Below are 19,379 nucleotides of genomic sequence, written 5' to 3'. Positions count from 1 at the left end.
TCAGCCTCGCCACCTTTCCGTGTCGACCGACTTGGCGGTGAGGAACAGGCCGAAGGTAATCAGGCTCAGGTAGTACAGCACGTGCTTGGTGTCGACGATCCCTTTCGAGAAATCGTCGAAGTGCTCGGTGATCGACAGCCACGAGGTGATCGGCCCGATCGTCGGTCCGGCGGTGTCGGCGAACCAGCCGACGATCCAGAAGAGCAGGAACACCACGAACGTGACCACGCCGGCGACGATCTGGTTGCTGGTCGTGCTCGAGATGAGCAGGCCGATCGAGATGAACGCCCCGCCCATCAGCAGCAGTCCGAGATACGCCGCCACCAGCGGCCGCCACTCCGGGTTGCCGTAGACGAAGAGAATCGCCATGTAGAGCAGCGTCACCGCGAGCATCGCGATGTAGAGGCCGAGCGCGCCGAAGAACTTGCCGAGGATGATCTCGACGTCGGTCAGCGGCGAGGTGAGCAGCAGCTCGATCGACCCGGAACGCTTCTCCTCCGAGTACGTCCGCATCGTGATCATCGGCATGATGAACAGGATGATGACGGACGCGTTCTGCAGCACGTAGCGGATGACCTGCTGGTTGACGTTCATCGCCCCGCCGAACTGCGCCATCTGCAGGCTCTGTTTCACGAAGGTCGAGAGATACAGATAGAAGAACACGCCGAACGGCAGCAGGAAGAAGCCGATCAGGATGTAGGCGATCGGCGACGCGAAATAGGAGCGCAGCTCCTTGTCGGCAATCGCGAGGACGTTACGCATGAGGGGCCTCCTCGCCGGCGGGCGTCTGATCGCCGGTCGCCGCCGGCGGTTCCGCGGCGGCGGCGTCTTCCGGCTTCTCCTCGGTCGTGACCTGCAGGAAGACCTCTTCCAGGCTGACGCGCATCGGCCGCAGCTCCAGCAGCCCCCACCCGCGCGCCACGATCTCGCGCGCCACGTCGCGGCGGATGTCGCGTCCCTGTTCGGCGGCGACCTCGAAGGCGCCGGAGCCCGACCGCATGTCCGCCGCGGCGACGCGCAGCACACCGGGCACCGCCGCCAGCGCTCCCGGCACGTCTGCGCCCGGCGCGTCCACCTGCACGTAGAGCGTCTCGGCGCCGCGCATCCGCGCCGCGAGATTGTCCGGCGTATCGACCGCGACGACGCGTCCCTTGTTGATGATCACGACGCGCTGGCAGGTCTGCGACACCTCGGGCAGGATGTGCGTGCTCAGCACGATGGTGTGATCGCCGGCGAGGCCGCGGATCAGATCGCGCGTCTCGATGATCTGCTTCGGATCGAGCCCGGCGGTGGGCTCGTCGAGGATCAGCACCTCGGGATTGTGGATGATCGCCTGGGCGAGGCCGACGCGCTGCCGGTAGCCTTTCGACAGCTTGCCGCAGTGGCGCCCGGCCATGTCGGCGACGTGGGTGCGCTGCATGACGCCGTCGACGCGCGCCTTGCGCTCGGCGGCCGGCACGCCCTTGATGCGCGCCACGAAGTCCAGATACTCGCGCACCGTCATGTCGGGATAGAGGGGCGGCGTCTCCGGGAGATAGCCGGTCCGGCGCTTGGCCTCGATCGGGTGGGTGAAGACGTCGTAACCGGCGACGGTGGCGCGTCCCTCGGACGCGGGCATGTAGCCGGTCAGAATCCGCATGGTGGTGGTCTTGCCGGCGCCGTTTGGGCCAAGGAAGCCCAGGATCTCGCCCGGTTCCACCCGGAAGCTCACGTCGTCCACGGCCGTGACTCGGCCGTAGCGCTTGGTGAGGTGTTGGACCTCAATCACGTCGCGTCTCCGTAATCTATAGACAACAAAGCTTTTTATGGGCCAATCTGGGAGTCTACCGGTAGGGTCGAAACTGTGTCAACATAGACGTCTGAGGGTTTGCTCAGATATTCAGATGTCTACCATCGCCCCGCTCACCGATCCCAAGGTCGTCCAGGCGCTCGCCGCGACGTTCCGCATACTCGGCGATCCCACCCGCGTCCGCATCGTCGACGCGCTCGCCGACGGCGAGCTGTGCGTGCACGAGATCGCCGATCGCGTCGAGATCAGCGAATCGGCGGTGTCGCATCAGTTGCGCCTGATGCGCACGCTGCGGATCGTGCGCGGGCGCCGCGAAGGGCGCTGCGTCTACTACGCGCTCGACGACCAGCACGTCCTGAGCCTCTTTCAGCAGGGCCTGCGGCACGTCACCGAGGACGCCCGCTGATGGCCGCCGTCTGCCAGGTGTGCCAGGTTCACGCCGAGTCGGTCTTCAAGATCGAGGGGATGGACTGCCATGAAGAAGTGGCGATCCTCGAGAAGCGCCTCGGGAAGCTGGCCGGACTCGAAGCCATTTCCGCGGACGTGCTGCAGCAGCGCCTGACGATCACCTACGACGCCGCCAGACTGAACACGTCGACGATCGCCGAAGCGGTCGCGCAGACCGGGATGCGCGCCTGGCTCGAGCACGAGCAGCCGGTGGGGCGGGCGCCGTCGGCGGCGACGCGCCGCCTGTTCGTCATGCTGTCGGGCGCGCTCGTCGCCGCCGGGATGGCGGTGGAGCTTGCCGGCATCGATCGGCGGCTGGCGATTGCGGCGTATGGGCTGGCGATCGCGAGCGGCGGATTCTACAGCGTGCGCCGCGCGCTGCACGCGGCGCGTTCGCTGGCGCTCGACATCAACGTGCTGATGCTCGTCGCGGTGGTGGGCGCGATGGTGCTCGGCGAGTGGGGCGAAGGGGCAACCGTGGTGTTCCTCTTCGCGCTGGCGCAGCTGCTCGAAGCGCGGGCGATGGATCGCGCGCGCGGAGCGATCAGCGCGCTGATGGATCTCGCCCCCGCGGACGCGCTGGTCCGCGATGCCGTCAGCGGCGAGCTGCGGAAGATGCCCGTGGACGGCATCGCCATCGGCGACACCGTGGTCGTCCGCCCTGGCGAGAAGATCCCGCTCGACGGCCGCGTGCTCGCCGGCGACAGCCACGTCAACCAGGCGCCGGTCACCGGCGAGTCGCTGCCGGTCGAGAAACGGCCGGACGACGAGGTGTACGCGGGAACGATCAACGGCCGCGGATCGCTGGACGTGCGGGTCACGCGGCGCCGCGCCGACTCGACGCTCGCGCGCATCATCGATCTCGTCGAGCGCGCGCAGGCCCAGCGCGCGCCGAGCCAGACGTTCGTCGAACGGTTCGCCCGCGTCTACACGCCGGCGGTGCTCGCGATCGCCGCGCTGGTCGCGGTCGCCCCGCCGCTGGCGGGCGGCGGCGACTGGAGCGTCTGGATCTACCGCGCGCTCGTGCTGCTCGTCATCTCCTGTCCGTGCGCGCTGGTGATTTCCACGCCGGTCTCGATCGTGTCCGCGCTCGCCGCGGCGGCCCGCAAGGGGGTGCTCATCAAGGGGGGCGCGCGGCTGGAGCGGCTCGCGGAGGTGCGCTGCGTCGCGTTCGACAAGACCGGGACGCTGACCAAGGGGGAGCTGCGCGTGGTGGACGTCACCGCGCTCGGCGTCGAGTCCGCCGACCGCGTGCTTCAGCTCGCCGCGTCGGTCGAGGCGCTGTCCGAGCACCCGATCGGCGCCGCCATCGTGGCGCACGCGCGCGAGCGCCAGCTGCCGCTCGTGACCGTCGAGCGGTTCCAGGCGCTCCCCGGGCTCGGCGCCGAGGCGCGCGCCGGCGGCGCTCCCCTCGTGGTCGGCAGCCACCGGCTGTTCGACGAGCGCGGTCTCTGCTCTCCCGCCGTCCACCAGGCGCTGGATCGCGTGGCCGCCGGCGCGACGACGACGGTGATCGTCGGCGCCAACGAACCGATCGGCGCGATCGGCGTGGCGGACCGGCCGCGCGAGGCGGCGCGCGACGCGGTGCAGATGCTGCGCGATCACGGGATCCGCCACGTGGCGCTGCTGACCGGCGATCACCCGTCAGCCGCCGCCGCGCTCAACGCCGCCATCGGCGTCGACGAAGTCCGCGCCGGCCTGCTGCCGGCGGGCAAGGTGGAGGCGATCGAGGATCTGAAGGCGCGCTTCGGCACGGTCGCGATGGTCGGCGACGGGGTCAACGACGCGCCGGCGCTGGCAACCGCCGACGTCGGCATCGCGATGGGCGCCGCCGGCAGCGACGCCGCGCTCGAGACCGCCGACATCGCGCTGATGGCGGATGAACTGCTCAAGATTCCCTACGCGCTGCGCCTGAGCCGCGCGACCGTCCGCAACATCCGCGCGAACATCGCCTTCTCGATCGTGCTGAAGGGGGCGTTCCTGGTGATGGCGATCCTCGGCGTGGCCACGCTGTGGATGGCGGTGCTCGCCGATATGGGCGCGTCGCTGATCGTGATCGCGAACGCGCTGCGGCTGCTGCGGGAGTAGCTCGGCGCGAGCCGCTGTCCGCTGTCGGCCGTCCGCTCTCCGCCGTCCGCTTTCGCGCGTGCCGCTCGCCCTCGCCGCCGGACGTGTGATCGATTCGCCGAACGACATCGTGCTCGACTGCGGTTCACCGGTTGCCTATCGTGGTCGCGACGCCGCGGCCGCCACGGTCTGAACGAGGCGCGTGAGCATCTGACGAACCTCGGATACTTCGTTCCCGAGTTGGGTAAGCATGCCGCAGCCGCGCCCTGATCAAGCCTTGCGATTCGTGAAGAAGTGCTGATCGACGAACTCGTCGATCGCAGCCTGGTCGGCGGACTCCACCTTCTCGAACTGCAGCCCCATCCCGACGCGCCGATCGCTCCACGCGACGCGCGAGTCCGCTTCCACGTCGACCTTCGAGCCCGGCAGGCGGAACCGCACGCGCACCTTGGCGTTCTGATCGAGCGGGCTCATCGTCCGGATCGCGACGCCCCCCTTGCTCAGATTCAGCGTCAGCGCCGCGGCGATGGTGTTGCCGAACCGGTAGGCGACCGGGATCCCGAGCACGACCCGCGGGCTGCCGCGGCGGTTGAAGTTGTCGGGGAAGAGGTGCGGGGCGAGCGACGGCAGAATGTTCTGGACCGCGCTGTATTCGTTCACGTAGCCGGACACCCCGAGCGCCGCCAGATCGCGCACCTCGGCGGCGTTGGCGATCGTCCCGCTGAAGACCAGGATCGGCAGCCGGCCGCCGTCGATCTTCCGGATGCTGCGCACCATCTCCACCCCGCCCGCGTGGGGCAGGCGCAGGTCGAGCACCAGAAGGTCGATCTGGGACAGCTCCTCGCGGATGTGCGCCAGCAGTTCGGCGGCGCTCTTCACGGGCAGGGCCCGATGGCCCGCGCCCACGAGCGCCGTGGCGAACCGATCGCGCACGAACGCGGTATCGTCGGCGACGACAACGGTCTTATTGCTCACCGGCTTGATTGCGCAATTTATCAGGTTCTCGTTATAATTCGTACTTCTATCGGCGTTTGCCAGGAGCGTGTATGGCCACCTGTCCGGAATGTGACGCAGAGATCGAGGTCGACGAGTTCGACGTCGACAAGGGGGACCTGATCAGCTGCCCGGACTGCGGCTCGAATCTCGAGGTCACGAGCACGTCTCCCATCGAGCTCGAACTCTCCGACGAAGACGACGACGACGAGGACGACGAGACCGCCGACGACGATGACACGGACGACTTCGACGACGACGACGACGACGAAGACGAGGACGAGGACGAGAAGGAGAACTGGGACGAGTGACCCTGCCGCCGCTGGACCCGTTGAACGCTGTTCACCCCGGGATTCAGCCTGCGGATTCTGACCTCGAGGCCAAGGCCGCGGCGCTCGACGCGCGGCTCGCCGCCCTGGGGTCCCTGCTCGTCGCCTACAGCGGCGGCGTCGACAGCGCCTTCCTCGGCATCACCGCCAGACGCGTGCTCGGCGATCGCTCGATCTGCGTCACCGCCGACAGTCCCAGTTATCCCGACCGCCACCGCGATCTAGCTATCGGCACGGCGCGGGCGTTTCATCTCCGCCACGAGATGGTGCGCACCTCGGAGATCGACAACCCGGACTATCGCGCCAATCCCGCCAACCGCTGCTACTACTGCAAGCACGAGCTCTATACCAAGCTCACCGCGATCGCGCGGGCGCGCGGGTTCGACGCCGTCGCCGACGGCAGCAATGCCGACGACCGCGGCGATTACCGTCCGGGACGCCAGGCGGCGCGCGAGTTCGGCGTCGTCAGTCCGCTCGACGACGTCGGGCTGACCAAGGCGGAGATTCGCGAGCTGGCGCGCCGCGCCGGCATGGCGACCTGGGACGAACCGGCGTCCGCCTGCCTGTCGTCGCGGATTCCCTATCATTCCGAAGTCACCGAAGCGAAGCTGCGGACGATCGAGGCCGCCGAGCGCGTGCTGCGCGATCTCGGCTTCCGCATCTGCCGCGTGCGCCATCACGACAGCCTCGCGCGCCTCGAGCTCGGGCGCGACGAGATCGCGCGGGCGCTGGAGCCGGAGATCGCCGAGGCGATCGATCGCGGCCTGCGCGCGCTCGGCTACGCGCACGTGACCGTCGATCTGCGCGGCTATCGCCTCGGCAGCCTGAACGACGCGCTGAAGCTCCGACCGATCGAGTGACGGCCCAGCGCTCGGCCGGCGTCGCACTGCTGCTGCTGTTTCTCGTCGCCCATCTCGCCTTCCTTCCCCGCACGCTCGAAGACATCGACTCGATCAACTTCGCGCTCGGCGTGCGCGAGTACGACGTCGCGCGTCATCAGCCGCACCCGCCCGGCTACCCGGTGTTCATCGCGTTGGCCAAGGCGTCGACCTCGGCGCTGAGGAGTGCGGGCGTCGACGCCGCCGGGCCGCGCGGCCTCGCCATCTGGAGCGCGCTCGCCGGCACGGCGGCGATTCCCGCCCTGCTGGTGCTCTTCCGCCGACTGGAAGGACGCGATCGACTGGCGTGGTGCGCGACGCTCGTCGCCGTCACGTCGCCGTTGTTCTGGTTCGCGGCGCTGCGGCCGCTCAGCGACATGCTCGGATTTGCCGCCGTCGCCTGGGTGCTGGCGCTGATTGTGGAGCGCGGCGGCCCGGCGCCGGATCGCCGGCTCGCCGGGGCGGCGCTGCTCGCCGGCCTCGCCCTGGGGATCCGATCGCAGACGGCGCTGCTCACCCTGCCGGCACTCGCCTTCGCGGTGCTGCGAGCGCGCCGCGCCCGCGCCCTGCTCCTCTCGACCGTCGCCATCGCCGGCGGCGTGCTCGTCTGGGCGATTCCGATGATCGTTGCGAGCGGAGGGCCCGGGGCCTACATGCAGGCGCTCGGATCGCAGGCCGGCGAGGACTTCTCCGGGGTGGTGATGCTGTGGACGCATCTCGATCCGCGCGATCCGAAAGGGGCGGCGCGGCTGGTCGCGGCGGCGCTCGCGAATACGTTCGTGTGGCCGTGGGACTGGCGGCCCGGCCTCGTGCTGTGCGCCCTGGCCGTCGTCGGCACGTTGCGCGTCGCCTGGCGCGCCCCGCGCGTCCTCGTCGCCGTCCTCCTCGCGGTGGGGCCGTATGCCGTGTTCCACCTGCTGCTGCAGGAAACACAGACGATCCGCTACGCGCTGCCGCTCGTGCCGGTGGTGGCCTATGCGGCGATGGCGGCGCTCGAGGGGCTGCCGGCGCGCGCGCTGCCGGCCGCGGCGATCGGGATCGCGGCGCTGTCGCTGCTGGCGGCGGTGCCGGCGTCGCGCGTCTACGCGCGGGACGGCGCGCCGGCATTCCGCGCCTTCGACGACATGGCGGCGACGGCGCACGGGGCCAACCGCGTCGACACCATTGCGATGCACGCCGGCATTCGCCGAGCGGCCGAATGGGCCGCGCCGATCCTGCCCGCGCGCGTGACGCGGGCGCCGCACGGACGCGAATGGCTCGCCCTGGTGACGCTCTGGAAGGAACAGCCGTCGGCGCGCGTGTGGTTCGCCGCGGATCCCGGACGGACCGACCTCGCGCTCTTCGACGCCAACGCGCGCGAGCTCGCCCGGGCGTACCGCTGGGGCTTCACCGAGCCGCCGTTCGTCGGCGGCGCCCGGCCCGGAGACATCGACTGGTACGAGATGCAGCCGCCGCGATGGATGCTCGATCGCGGCTGGGCGCTCACCGCGGAGGTCGGCGGCGTCACCGCGCGCGATCGCACCGGGCCCGAAACAGCCCCGGCCACCGCGTGGATCGCCAGGCACCCGGACGAGACGACCGTCCTCCTCGGCGGCCGCAACCTGGGCCCCCGGCCGGTGACGCTCGACGTGACGCTCGCCGGGTCGCGGGTGACGTCGTATGCCCTGGCGCCGGGGTTCTTCCTCCACCGGCTGTCGCTGCCGTCCGGCAGCCTCGGGTCGGGTGCCGGCTACGCGGCGCTGGACGTCCGCGCCACCGGCGGGGAACGCGTGTCGCTGGAGCAGTTCGACGCGCAGCCGCCCGGGGTCCCGATGGTCGGCTACGACGCCGGCTGGCAGGAACCCGAATTCAATCCCGCGACCGGCCGATCGTGGCGGTGGATGAGCGAGACGTCGAACCTCTGGATCCGGCCGATCGGCCGCGACGTGACACTGCGGCTCAACGGCGAGTCGCCGCTGCGCTACTACGACGCGGCGCCGCGGGTGCGGATCTCGGTGGGCGGCCGGGAGGTCGGCGCCTTCGAGCCGTCAGCGGACTTCGAACAGACCGTCACGCTGCCCGCCGCGCTGATCGAGGCCGCCGCTGGGAACGTACTGCTCGAAAGCTCGAAGTTCTTCGTCCCCGGCGGCGCCGGAGGCGGCGGCGACCAGCGCCATCTGGCGTTGCGGATCTACACGGTGTCTGTTCAATAGGGTTTCTGCGCCACCGCCATGACCGAGCTGCCGATCGGCATGTTGACGACGCGGAGGGCGGCGGCTTCGAGTGACAGCAGGGCAGACAACGCCGCATTGACGGGTGCCGCCGGCACGGTAATCTCCGCGTCCGACTCGACGTGCCCGCTGAACCGCTGCTTCACCCGCACGGCGGCGACCAGCGGGAAGATCGAGAAATTGGTGTAGCTGGTCCGCGTCACGCGGAACCCTGCGCGCTCCAGCTTGTCCCGCAGCTCCCGACGGCGGTAGCGGCGGAGCTCGCCGCCGAGCACCGAATGATTGCCGCGCAGCCACGGCAGCGCGGCGACGTTGACGATCGCCCAGCCCCCGGGCTTCAGCACGCGCATCATCTCGGCAATCGCCGCCGTCTCCACGTCCTCGGGCAGTCCGTAGAGCACGTCGAACGACGTCACCAGATCGAATCTCGCGCCGGGCGCCGGGAGTGCGCCGACGGTGGCCTGCGCGACCTTTTTCTCCCCCTGCCGGTGTGCGTACTGAAGTCCGGACCATGTCAGGTCGATACCGTATGCACGGCCGTATCGCCGGAGCATCTGCAGGTTGTGCCCGGTGCCGCAGCCGCAGTCGAGGATTTCGATGCGGCGGCCGCTCGCGATGCCGGCGAGCAGCGGCTCCATGAAGCGGCGGAAGCCGCGGAACCAGAAATGATCGCGTTCGGCGCGCGCGGTGGCTTCGAGCAGTCGATCCATCGTGTTAAGCTTTTTTCGCGATTCTATATTGTGCGCAGGAGACTGAAATGAATCGAGGAGTTCGCGTCACGGGCGTCATCGCGCTTGCGCTCACGATCGGTGTGAGCGCTTGCGGCAAGAAGAAGCCGGCCGCCGCGCCGGCGCCCCCGCCGCCCGCGGCCGAGGCACCGCGCACCACGCCCGCTGCTCCTCCCCCGCCGCCGCCCGCCCCGGCGCCGGCGCCGACGCGCACCCCGAGCGACGAGGAAATCTACGGCAGCAAGACGCTCGACGATCTCAGCCGCGAGCTGGCGCCGGTCTTCTTCGAGCTGGACTCGGCCCAGCTCAACGACGCGGCGCGACCGGTGCTGCAGAAGAACAGCGAGTGGCTGAAGCGCTGGCCGGCGAAGATCATGATCGAGGGGCACGCCGACTCGCGGGGCACCGCCGAATACAACCTGGCGCTCGGCGAGCGCCGCGCCGCCGCGGTGCGCGACTATCTGGTGAGCCTCGGCGTCGCCGCGAACCGCATCCAGATCGTCAGCAAGGGCAAGGAATCGCCGTTCTGCACCGAGGAGAACGAGGGCTGCTGGCAGCAGAACCGGCGCGGTCACTTCGTCGTCACGGCGAAGTAGCCGCGATCCTGATCGCCGCGGCACGCGGATCGGCCGCCGCGATGATCGGCCGGCCGACCACCAGGTAACTCGCCCCCGCCGCGACAGCCTCGGCGGGGCTCATCGTCCGTTCCTGATCCCCTTTCGCCGCATCCGCCGCCCCGCCGCGGATGCCGGGCGTCACGACGGCGAAGTCCGGGCCGCAGCGGCGCCGGATCGCCGCCGTTTCGCGCGGCGAGGCGACGACGCCGTCGAGGCCGGCGTCCCTCGTGAGCTCTGCCAGCCGCAGCACCTGATCCATCAGCTCGATCGCGACGCCGGTTTCGGTGAGCGCCGCCTGGTTCATGCTGGTCAGCACCGTCACCGCGATGACCAGCGGTGCCGCCGCGTTCCGCCGCGCCGCGGTCTCGTGCGCCGCGGCACGCGCGGCGCGCATCATGGCGCCGCCGCCCGAGGCGTGCACGTTGACCATCCACACGCCCAGCTCCGCCGCCGCCGCCACCGCGGTCGCCACCGTGTTGGGGATGTCGTGGAACTTGAGGTCCAGGAAGACGCGGTCGCCGCGTGCCGTGAGCGTGCGGACGATTGCCGGACCCGCCGAAGTGAACAGGCGGCTTCCGATCTTGAAGCCGCCGACGACGTCGCGCAGCGTGTCCGCCAGGCGCAGCGCCTCGGCGCCGGACTCGACGTCGAGCGCCACCAGGATCTTCTCTTTCACGTCGAGATCCACGCCTGCTCGCGCGTGCTCGTGTCGACGGTGCCGACGATGTCCTGGAGCCGCGCGATCGAGTGCTGCGTCATGTAGGCGCGGATGCCGTCGAGCAGCTTGCCCCAGATGAACGGGTCGACGAAGTTCATGGTCCCCACCTGCACGGCATTGGCGCCGGCAATCATGAACTCGAGCACGTCGTCGGCCGTGGCGATGCCGCCCATGCCGACGATCGGAATCTTCACGGCCCGCCGGCATTCGTAGACCATGCGGACGGCGATCGGCCGGATCGCCGGGCCGCTGAGGCCGCCGACGATGTTGGTCAGCTTCGGCCGCCTGGTGTGCACGTCGATCGCCATCGCCAGAAACGTATTGACCAGCGAGATCGCGTCGGCGCCGGCGTCCTCGGCGGCTTTCGCGAACGACGACACGTCGGTGACGTTCGGCGTCAGCTTGGGAATGACCGGGAGCGATGTCACCTTCCTGACCGCGCCGACGACGTCGTGCGTTCCCGGCAGGCTGCAGCCGAAGGTGATGCCCCCCTCCTTGATGTTCGGACACGAGATGTTCAGCTCGAGCGCGTGCACCCCCTCGACGTCGGAGAGGATCCGCGCGACCTCGACATACTCGTCCAGCGTGGTGCCGCAGATGTTGACCACGACGATGGCGCGGCGCTCGCGCAGCTCCGGCAGCCGCTCGGCAATGAAGCGGTGCACGCCGATCCCCTGCAGCCCGATGGCGTTCAGCATCCCGGACGGCGTCTCGACGATGCGGGGCGGGGGGTGTCCTTCGCGCGGGGAGAGAAACAGCCCCTTCACCGCCACGCCGCCGAGCGACGAGAGGTCGACGACGTCCGCGTACTCGACGCCGTAGCCGAAGCAGCCGCTGGCGGCGATGAGCGGGTTGGCGAGCGAGAGCGAACCGATCTGGAGCGAGAGATCCATCACGTTCGATGCGGCGGCGCAGTCCTCAATGGCCGGCCAGCGCGTCCCACACGATCCGTTGCGCGTCGAACACGGGACCGTCGATGCAGGTTCGGGTGTGATGCGGTGCGCCGCCGTCGGCGCCCGCGGCGAGGACGACGCAGCTGTAGCAGCCGCCGAGGCCGCAGCCCATCACCTGCTCGAGCGAGACGTCGCAGGCGCGGCCGTGCCGGTGGGCCAGCCGCGCGCAGGCGCGCATCATCGGCGTCGGGCCGCAGACGTACAGCTTGACCGGATTGCCGAGCGGCCGCGCGTCGAGCGCGTCGGCGAGCGGCACCGTGATGCGCCCGCGGGTGCCGCGGCTGCCGTCCTCGGTGCTCAGCACGATCGAGGCGCCGAGCGCCTCGAAGAGCTCCAGGCAGTAGAGCTCTTCCGCGCGGCGGGCGCCGTAGAAGAGTGTCGTGCGCGTGCCGCGCGCCGCGAGGGCGGCGCCGAGCGTGACGAAGGGGGCGAGACCCACGCCGCCGGCGACCATCCACGCTTCGGCCGGCGGATCGACGGGCTCGAACGGACGGCCGAGCGGGCCGAGCAGCGGCAGACGCGTGCCCGCTTCCACCCGCGCGAGCTGCGCCGTTCCGGTGCCGATGCGCTTGTTGAAGATCGAGACGCCGCTCGGCGCGCCGGCGTCGTCGCGGAGGATTTCGAAGATCGAGAACGGGCGGCGGAGCAGCGGCGCGCCGCTCAACATGGGGCCGCCCGACGTCTTGATCATGACGAACTGGCCGGGGCGCGCCGCGGCGGCGATCTGCGGAGCGGCGAGCGCGAGCACGTTGTAGTCCGCCGACAACCGACGGTTGGCGATCACCGCGGCGTCGATGTCCACGGGCATGAGCGAAGTATACACTTGGCCCGATGCGCTTCCTGCGGATGCTGACCAACGCGCTGCTCGCCGGAGCGCTCGGCGCCGCCTACCTCACGATTCTGCTGCTGCAGTTGAATCCGCAGGTGCCGCTCGCATCCGGCAGCGTGTGGCGGTGGTACCTGACGCTCGCCGGCTTCTACGGCGTGCATCTGGCGCTGGTGTTCTACGTCGTGATGCTGCTGCGCGAGTTCGTGAGCTTCGGCGCGTTCTCGCCGGGCTGGATCAGCGTGCGTCTGCTCGCCTGGCTGTCGGCGACGGCGGCGGCGGTCGCCTCGCTGCTGATGTGGCTCAACCTTCGCGGCTTTCCGTACGTCTTCGACGAAGCGGCGGCGCGGCGGTTTGCGTTCGGGGCAGGGGCGACCACCGTGGCGGCGGTGGTGCTGCTGGGCATCGCGGTTGCGCATTACTCGTCGGGACGGCGGGGCAGCCGCGTCGGCGCGGCTCTGCTGGCGATCGCGATCACCGGGTCGCTGGCGCTGCCGATCGCGGCGCGCGGCGCCGGCGGCGAACCGCCGCTCGGTGCCCGCCGCGTCGCGCTCGCGACGGCGCCGCCGCGTGCGACCGCGCGCATCATCCTGCTGCTCCTCGACGGCGCGTCCCTGGAGTACGTGTGGCCGCGCGTCGCGGCGGCGCGGCTGCCGAACTTCGGCCGGCTGCTCGACGCCGGCGCGTCGATGGACCTGGCGACGATCCGGCCCACGCAGCCGGATCCGGTGTGGGCCGCGGTGGCCACCGGCATGTATCCGTCGAAGAACGGCGTGCGCTCGGCCTCCTCCTATTTCGCTCCGGGCGATCACCGCGCCGTGGATCTGCTGCCGGCGCATTGTTTCTCGCACGTCCTGGTGCGGCTCGGGGTCGTCCAGGACCGGCCCAACACCTCGGCGGCGTGGCGCGCCCGGCCGCTGTGGAGCATCCTCGGCGACTACGGCATCAGCGCCGGCGTCGTCCGCTGGCCGCTGACGTATCCGGCGCAGCCGCTGACCGGCTTCATGGTCACGGATCGGTTCCACCAGATGGTCGGATCGATGTTCGAGTTCGACGGCCGCGCCGCGTACCCCGACGAGATCGTCGCGGTCGCCCGCGAGGCGTTCAACGCCAACGGTTCCGCGGCGGCGGACGCGGTCGCGGCGTCGGCACGGCGCGACGAAGCGTACGCGCGCGCGGCGCGCGAGATCCGGGCGACCACACCGGTGGAAGTGGAAGCGATCCGGTACCAGGCCATCGACGCCGCCAGCCACGTCTACCTGCGGTACGCCGAGGGCAGCGGGTTCGGCGACGTCACCGCCGCCGAACGCGAGCGCTTCGGGCCGCTGATGGATCGCTACTACGCCTACGTCGACGGCGAGATCGGGGCCGCCGTCGAACGGCTCGCGCCAGGCGATCTGCTGCTCGTCGTCTCGGGCTTCGGGATGCAGCCGGTGGGTCCGGTCAAGCACGCCGCCGCCCGCGTGCTGCGGGATCCGGAGTTCAGCGGGACCCATGAGTACGGCCCTGACGGGTTCCTCCTGGCGTACGGCTCGTCGGTGACGCCGGGGCGCAGGCGGCGCGGCTCGGTGGTGGACGTGACGCCGACGATTCTCTATTACCTCGGCCTGCCGATCGGCCGCGACATGGACGGCTTCGCCCGGGCCGACCTGTTCGACGAGCGATTCACGGCGGCGCACCCGATCGCCTACATCCCCTCGCATGGACGGTAGGGCGCGGCGCTGCCGCGGCGGCGGCAGCGCTCGTCAACGGCGCCGGCCGGAGTAGACTCTCCGGCATGTCTGCGCTCCTGCTGCTGCTGATCACGGTGTTCACGCAGGCCGGTCCGGACGCCGCGCCGCTGGCCTACCGCGTGTTCGAGGCGAAACAGGCGGGTGAAGCGATCGCCGTCGTGCGCGCCACGTGCGAGCGCTGCGACTGGGGCGTCGAAGGGCGCGAGGCCGCGGTGTTGCGCGTGTCGTTCGACGGACGCTACTCGCAGCACGTCGTGCTCGCGCGCGGCAGCGGCACGTGGGAGTACCGGCTGACACTCGGCGCGGTGACGCCGGGGACGCATCGCGTCTTCGTCCACCTCGACGCCGGGCTGTCGGCGCGCGACGTCGGCAGGGTGTCCGTGCCCGACGTGAACACCCACGTCATCGCCGCCGGTTCGGATGAGCACCTGGCGCAGGCGATGGCGCCATTCGTCTACGCCCGGCCGGACACGGTCGGCAGGTTCACCGACGTGCCGATCTTCATGTGGTACGAGATCGTCCCGGTGGCGCAGGGACGCCAGTTCCGCTATTCGACGATCTTCAGCAACGAAGACGGCGGCACCGCCACCGACCGCCTCATGGCGACCTGGGGGCGCACCACCGACATCGAGTACACCTACGGCGCGACCGTCGACGCGCAGGGAAGGGTGGTCGCCGAGGAGTTCCAGGGACCCGGACACGAGGTCCCGCCGTTCCGCGGCCGGCACGAAGCGCAGCATCCGCTGCAGTGGGTCTCGACGATCAACAACATGGTCAGCGAGTCCGGGCCGACCGACGTCCGCTACGCGCCGGCGCCGGTCAGGTTCGACCTCACGAACGCGTCGCGCGAGATCGTGATGGACGCGCATCCCTGGACGCACGTGCTCGCCTCCAAGGAGATGGCACGCGAGAAGAAGCTGTCGGAATCGGCGGAGGCGGGCTCCGGCGTCATCCCCGACCCGCGCCGCTTCGTCTTCGTCGAGGCGTGCACGGAATTGCAGAACGCGGCGGTCGCCTTCGCGGTGCGCGCGAAGGATGCCTCCGGCGAGGTTCGCTGGTTCGAGTCGGATCGCGGCCTGCCGCAGTTCCGCATCGTCCGCACCGGATGTTTCCGCGGCGCCGTGCCGCTGCCGGCGGGAGCCGGCGCACCCGACGCCGTCCGCCTGAGCGCGCACGCGCTGCCGCCCCGGCCGAACGCGCCGCCGTCGCCGGCCCCGGCCTCCGTCACGCTGACGCGGGTGAACCGCGTGTTCACCCTGGACGACGGGTACGTCCCCGGGAGATCGCTGTTCTCCTGGACGGGGAGCACCCGCCTCGCGATCGGCGGCGATCCCGCGGAATTCCGCATCCCACGCTGACTCGATCGTCCCTCCGCATCCGGTCGCCACGCGTGCCTGCGCGCCAGCGGGGCGAAATGATGAGCCTCCGATCGCGCGTCAGCGTTCTCGCGGTGATGCCGGCGGCGCGCGTGATATAGTTCCGATCGAACTCTTTAACTGCGGTCCCGCGAGGCCGCGAAGAGGTGACGACGAATGCCGCAAGTCATGGACGCGGACCGCATGGCCCGCGCTCTCACGCGAATCGCCCACGAAATTCTCGAGCGCAACCGGGGCACCAGCGATCTGGCGCTGGTCGGCATCCGCACCCGCGGTGTCCCGCTGGCCCGCCGTATCGCGCACGCGCTGAAAGAGATCAACCACGAAGAGGTCCCGACCGGCGCGCTCGACATCACGCTGTACCGCGACGACCTGATGCGTCATGCCGTCGGGCCGCAGCCGGTCGTCCGGCGCACCGAAATCCCGTTCTCGATCGACGACAAGCGGATTCTGCTGGTCGACGACGTCCTCTACACCGGCCGCACGATCCGCTCGGCGCTCGACGCGCTGATCGACTTCGGCCGCCCGCGCTCGATTCAGCTGATCGTGCTCGTGGACCGCGGCCATCGCGAGCTGCCGATCAAGGCGGACTACGTCGGCAAGAACCTGCCGACCTCGCTCCGGCAGAGCGTGCAGGTCCGCCTGCAGGAAATCGACGGAGAAGACGGCGTCCTGCTGGACGACGACAAGGTGGAGGCGTGATGCTCCGCTCACGCCACCTGCTCGGCATCGCCGACCTCACTCCCGACGAGATCACGCTGGTGCTCGACACGGCGGAAGCGATGACCGAGATCGCCGCCCGGCCGATCAAGAAAGTCCCGACGCTGCGCGGCCGCACCGTCGTCAACCTCTTCTTCGAGCCGAGCACCCGGACGCGGACGTCCTTCGAGGTCGCGGAGAAGCGCCTGAGCGCCGACACGCTGAGCATCGCGGTGGCGCAGTCCAGCGTCACCAAGGGGGAGACGCTGCTCGACACGGTGCGCAACCTCGAGGCGATGGCGCCCGACATGATCGTGATGCGGCACGCCTCGTCGGGGGCGCCCCACCTGCTGGCGCGGCTGTGCCGCTCCGCGATCATCAACGCCGGGGACGGCATGCACGAGCATCCGACGCAGGCGCTGCTGGATGCGTTCACCATCCGCGAGCACAAGAAGCGCCTGGCCGGCCTGAAGGTCGCCATCGTCGGCGATCTGCTGCACAGCCGCGTGCTGCGCTCGAACGTGCAGCTGCTCAACAAGATGGGGGCCGACGTGTGGGCGTGCGCGCCGTCCACGCTGATGCCGGCCGAGCTGCCGCGCTTCGGCGTCACCGCCACCGCGTCGATCGACGACGCCGTTGCCGGCGCCGACGTGGTGATGATGCTGCGCATCCAGCACGAGCGGATGCACGGGCACTTCATTCCGTCCACCCGCGAGTATTTCACCCTGTTCGGCCTCACGGCGGACCGCGTGCGGCGCGCCAAACCGGACGTGATCATCATGCATCCCGGGCCGATGAACCGCGGCGTCGAGATCGACTCCGACGTCGCCGACGGTCCGTATTCGGTGATTCTCGAGCAGGTCACCAACGGCGTCGCGGTGCGGATGGCGGTGTTGTACCTGCTCGCCGGCCACGAGGCGCAGGCGGACTGACGGTGCAGGCAAAGACGAAGACGCGAGCGAGTGAAGCGAAGAATCTATGAAGCTGCTGTTGAAGGGCGGACGCCTGATCGATCCCGCCGCCGGACGTGATGGCGAGTTCGACCTGCTGATCGAGGACGGCCGCGTCGCTCGAATAGGCAGGTCGCTGCCCGCGGAGGGCGCCCAGGTGTTCGAGATCCAGCGCGGCTGGATCGTCGCGCCGGGATTGATCGACATCCACGTGCACCTGCGCGAGCCGGGGCAGGAGCACAAGGAGACGATCGCGACCGGCACCGCGTCGGCCGTCGCCGGCGGTTTCACCGCCGTCGCCTGCATGCCCAACACGGACCCGGTGAACGATCACCCCGGCATCACCGAGCTGATCCTGCGCAAGGCGGCCGAGGCGAAGCAGGCGCGCGTGTATCCGATCGGCGCGGTGTCGCTGGGGTCGCGCGGCGAGCAGATGTCGGAGCTCGCGGCGCAGAAGGCCGCCGGCTGCGTCGCGTTCACCGACGACGGCCGGCCGGTGGCGAGCGCGCTGCTCATGCGCCGCGCGCTCGAGTACGCCGGCATGCTCGGCGTGCCGATCGTCAATCACTGCGAAGACCCCTCACTCAAGGGGGACGGCGTCGCCCATGAAGGATTTCATGCGGCGCGGCTCGGGCTGCGCGGCATCCCGGGCGTGGCCGAATCGATCATGGTCGAGCGCGACATCGCGCTCGCCGAGCTGACCGGCGGGCCGTACCACGTCTGCCACATGAGCGCCCGGCAGTCGCTGCGCGCGGTGCGCGCCGCCAAGGCGCGCGGCCTGACCAACGTCACCTGCGAGGTCGCGCCGCATCATTTCGTGCTCACCGACGAGGCGCTCGAAACGCCGATCCGCTACGACACCAACGTGAAGATGAATCCGCCGCTGCGCGAAGCCGCCGACCGTGACGCCATGCTCGAGGGGATCGCCGACGGCAGCGTCGACGTCATCGCCACCGATCACGCGCCGCACCACGCCGACGAGAAGCTGGTCGAGTTCGATCGCGCGCCGTTCGGCATCGTCGGGCTGGAGACCTGCGTGCCGCTCGTGTTCGATCGGCTCGTCCACGCCGGCCGCATCGGTGTGGCCCGGGCGATCGAGCTGCTCTCGACCAATCCCGCACGGGTGTTCCGGCTTCCGGGCGGAACGCTGGCGGACGGCGCCGCCGCGGACGTCACCATCCTCGCGCCGGACGCGCCGGTGACGATCAGCGCCGCGGCGCTGCGCTCCAAATCGAAGAACACGCCGTTCGACGGCTGGCGGCTGCGCGGCGCCGTCGCGGCGACGATTGTCGGAGGCGACGTCGTGTACAGGAACGACGGGTTACAGTAACCGGCGCGCGAACGGAGCGGGGCGATGGGTCCCCGCGAGTAGCGCGGCAGGGGGGTTCGGGGACGCGCCCCGAGACTGGAAGGAAGCGATGGGGCGATATTCTCCCGACAAAAAGGACGATTTACGGCGGCAGGCGCTGCGGCAGCTCGAGGAATTCGAGGTGCTCATGCGGCACGGGCACTTCGACTACGGCAACGGGTTCCACGGCCGCGTCTATCTGAACCCGCACCAGTTGTTCCGCCATCCCTCGACCATCTGGCGGCTCGCCCAGGATCTGCTCGACGTGCTGCCCGGCGACCTGCTGCAGCGCACCGAGGTCGTCGCCGGCCCGGTCGTCGGCGGCGCGCTCCTCGCCCACACGCTGGCCGGCCTTCTCGACGGCCGGCGCTCGCTCACGCATCCGCCCTGCAGCTACGCGCCGTTCACCAGCCGCGGCGACGGGTTCACGCTGCGCGGCTTCTACGCCCGCGAGATGAACGGCAAGCGCGTGCTGCTCGCCGACGACGTGAGGAATACCGGCAAGACGTTCCAGCAGTGCGCCGAGCTGGTGCGCCAGGCGGGCGGCACCGTGCTCGCGACCGTGGAGATCTTCGACCGCATGGAGGCGATGGCGGATGCCGGCGTGCCGAACTTCGCCCTCGCCGAGTACAAGGCGGCCGAGAACTTCGCCGCCGGTGAGTGTCCGATGTGCAAAGCCGGTGAGCCGATTACGACGTTCTAGCCGCCGTCACGTCCG

General features: G+C 70.1%; 19 protein-coding genes. 12 read left to right on the top strand and 7 right to left on the bottom strand.

The features are described 5' to 3' along the window. Both VFK57_04300 and VFK57_04295 read right to left on the bottom strand, forming a co-directional pair. Positions 1-762 (bottom strand): ABC transporter permease, encoded by a 762-nt coding sequence (locus VFK57_04300; GenBank protein HET7694906.1) that lies wholly within the window; start codon positions 760-762, stop codon positions 1-3. After that, positions 755-1,768, bottom strand: coding sequence for an ABC transporter ATP-binding protein (locus VFK57_04295; protein HET7694905.1), 1,014 nt, complete (start codon positions 1,766-1,768; stop codon positions 755-757). The genes VFK57_04300 and VFK57_04295 overlap by 8 nt, the downstream gene beginning before the upstream one ends. Before the next feature lie 115 nt (positions 1,769-1,883). Between VFK57_04295 and VFK57_04290 the strand changes: the two genes are divergently transcribed. Both VFK57_04290 and VFK57_04285 read left to right on the top strand, forming a co-directional pair. Further along, the gene (locus tag VFK57_04290; protein HET7694904.1) at positions 1,884-2,195 is read left to right on the top strand and encodes a metalloregulator ArsR/SmtB family transcription factor; all 312 of its coding nucleotides are present in this window, start codon (positions 1,884-1,886) and stop codon (positions 2,193-2,195) included. Then, positions 2,195-4,324: a heavy metal translocating P-type ATPase gene (locus VFK57_04285; protein HET7694903.1), complete on the top strand. Its 2,130-nt coding sequence runs from the start codon at positions 2,195-2,197 to the stop codon at positions 4,322-4,324. Before VFK57_04290 ends, VFK57_04285 begins: the two co-directional genes overlap by 1 nt. A gap of 249 nt (positions 4,325-4,573) precedes the next feature. Here VFK57_04285 and VFK57_04280 read toward each other — a convergent pair whose 3' ends face one another. Continuing rightward, positions 4,574-5,278 carry a PilZ domain-containing protein gene (locus VFK57_04280; GenBank protein HET7694902.1) on the bottom strand — a complete coding sequence of 235 codons (705 nt, stop codon included), beginning with the start codon at positions 5,276-5,278 and terminating at the stop codon, positions 4,574-4,576. A gap of 71 nt (positions 5,279-5,349) precedes the next feature. Here VFK57_04280 and VFK57_04275 point away from each other — a divergent pair, with 71 nt between their 5' ends. Genes VFK57_04275 through VFK57_04265 form a run of 3 tightly spaced genes read left to right on the top strand, consistent with a single transcriptional unit; the run spans position 5,350 to position 8,695 of the window. Beyond that, complete coding sequence (locus VFK57_04275; GenBank protein HET7694901.1) at positions 5,350-5,607, top strand: hypothetical protein; 258 nt, start codon at positions 5,350-5,352, stop codon at positions 5,605-5,607. Further along, complete coding sequence (gene larE / locus VFK57_04270; GenBank protein ID HET7694900.1) at positions 5,604-6,485, top strand: ATP-dependent sacrificial sulfur transferase LarE; 882 nt, start codon at positions 5,604-5,606, stop codon at positions 6,483-6,485. The genes VFK57_04275 and larE overlap by 4 nt, the downstream gene beginning before the upstream one ends. Beyond that, positions 6,482-8,695: a DUF2723 domain-containing protein gene (locus tag VFK57_04265; protein ID HET7694899.1), complete on the top strand. Its 2,214-nt coding sequence runs from the start codon at positions 6,482-6,484 to the stop codon at positions 8,693-8,695. The genes larE and VFK57_04265 overlap by 4 nt, the downstream gene beginning before the upstream one ends. Here VFK57_04265 and VFK57_04260 read toward each other — a convergent pair. Beyond that, on the bottom strand, positions 8,689-9,423 hold the full coding sequence (locus VFK57_04260; GenBank protein HET7694898.1) for a class I SAM-dependent methyltransferase: 735 nt from the start codon (positions 9,421-9,423) through the stop codon (positions 8,689-8,691). The two genes, VFK57_04265 and VFK57_04260, sit on opposite strands and share 7 nt — an antisense overlap. A gap of 47 nt (positions 9,424-9,470) precedes the next feature. On the opposite strand from VFK57_04260, the gene VFK57_04255 reads away from it, so the two are divergent. Next, entirely contained in the window at positions 9,471-10,037 is a 567-nt protein-coding gene (locus VFK57_04255; GenBank protein HET7694897.1) for an OmpA family protein, read from the top strand. Here VFK57_04255 and pyrF read toward each other — a convergent pair. Genes pyrF through VFK57_04240 form a run of 3 tightly spaced genes read right to left on the bottom strand, consistent with a single transcriptional unit; the run spans position 10,024 to position 12,537 of the window. After that, positions 10,024-10,734 (bottom strand): orotidine-5'-phosphate decarboxylase, encoded by a 711-nt coding sequence (gene pyrF / locus VFK57_04250; protein HET7694896.1) that lies wholly within the window; start codon positions 10,732-10,734, stop codon positions 10,024-10,026. The genes VFK57_04255 and pyrF overlap by 14 nt on opposite strands. After that, positions 10,731-11,669, bottom strand: a complete 939-nt coding sequence (locus tag VFK57_04245) for a dihydroorotate dehydrogenase (protein ID HET7694895.1) — start codon at positions 11,667-11,669, stop codon at positions 10,731-10,733. The genes pyrF and VFK57_04245 overlap by 4 nt, the downstream gene beginning before the upstream one ends. Before the next feature lie 25 nt (positions 11,670-11,694). Continuing rightward, complete coding sequence (locus VFK57_04240) at positions 11,695-12,537, bottom strand: dihydroorotate dehydrogenase electron transfer subunit (GenBank protein ID HET7694894.1); 843 nt, start codon at positions 12,535-12,537, stop codon at positions 11,695-11,697. A gap of 23 nt (positions 12,538-12,560) precedes the next feature. On the opposite strand from VFK57_04240, the gene VFK57_04235 reads away from it, so the two are divergent. The 6 genes from VFK57_04235 (at position 12,561) to VFK57_04210 (ending at position 19,364) form a co-directional block, all read left to right on the top strand. Then, positions 12,561-14,267, top strand: coding sequence for an alkaline phosphatase family protein (locus tag VFK57_04235; GenBank protein HET7694893.1), 1,707 nt, complete (start codon positions 12,561-12,563; stop codon positions 14,265-14,267). 65 nt (positions 14,268-14,332) lie between these two features. After that, on the top strand, positions 14,333-15,646 hold the full coding sequence (locus VFK57_04230) for a hypothetical protein (protein ID HET7694892.1): 1,314 nt from the start codon (positions 14,333-14,335) through the stop codon (positions 15,644-15,646). Between the two features lie 174 nt (positions 15,647-15,820). After that, entirely contained in the window at positions 15,821-16,366 is a 546-nt protein-coding gene (gene pyrR, locus VFK57_04225) for a bifunctional pyr operon transcriptional regulator/uracil phosphoribosyltransferase PyrR (GenBank protein ID HET7694891.1), read from the top strand. Further along, positions 16,366-17,295, top strand: a complete 930-nt coding sequence (locus VFK57_04220) for an aspartate carbamoyltransferase catalytic subunit (protein HET7694890.1) — start codon at positions 16,366-16,368, stop codon at positions 17,293-17,295. Before pyrR ends, VFK57_04220 begins: the two co-directional genes overlap by 1 nt. 46 nt (positions 17,296-17,341) lie before the next feature. Then, positions 17,342-18,643: a dihydroorotase gene (locus tag VFK57_04215; protein ID HET7694889.1), complete on the top strand. Its 1,302-nt coding sequence runs from the start codon at positions 17,342-17,344 to the stop codon at positions 18,641-18,643. Between the two features lie 88 nt (positions 18,644-18,731). After that, on the top strand, positions 18,732-19,364 hold the full coding sequence (locus VFK57_04210; protein ID HET7694888.1) for a hypothetical protein: 633 nt from the start codon (positions 18,732-18,734) through the stop codon (positions 19,362-19,364). Positions 19,365-19,379: the final 15 nt, after the last annotated feature.

It is taken from the genome of Vicinamibacterales bacterium (assembly GCA_035699745.1).
Classification (GTDB): domain Bacteria; phylum Acidobacteriota; class Vicinamibacteria; order Vicinamibacterales; family 2-12-FULL-66-21; genus JAICSD01.
The sequence above is the reverse complement of the archived record's forward strand: the minus strand, read 5'-3'. Positions and strand labels throughout refer to the sequence as shown.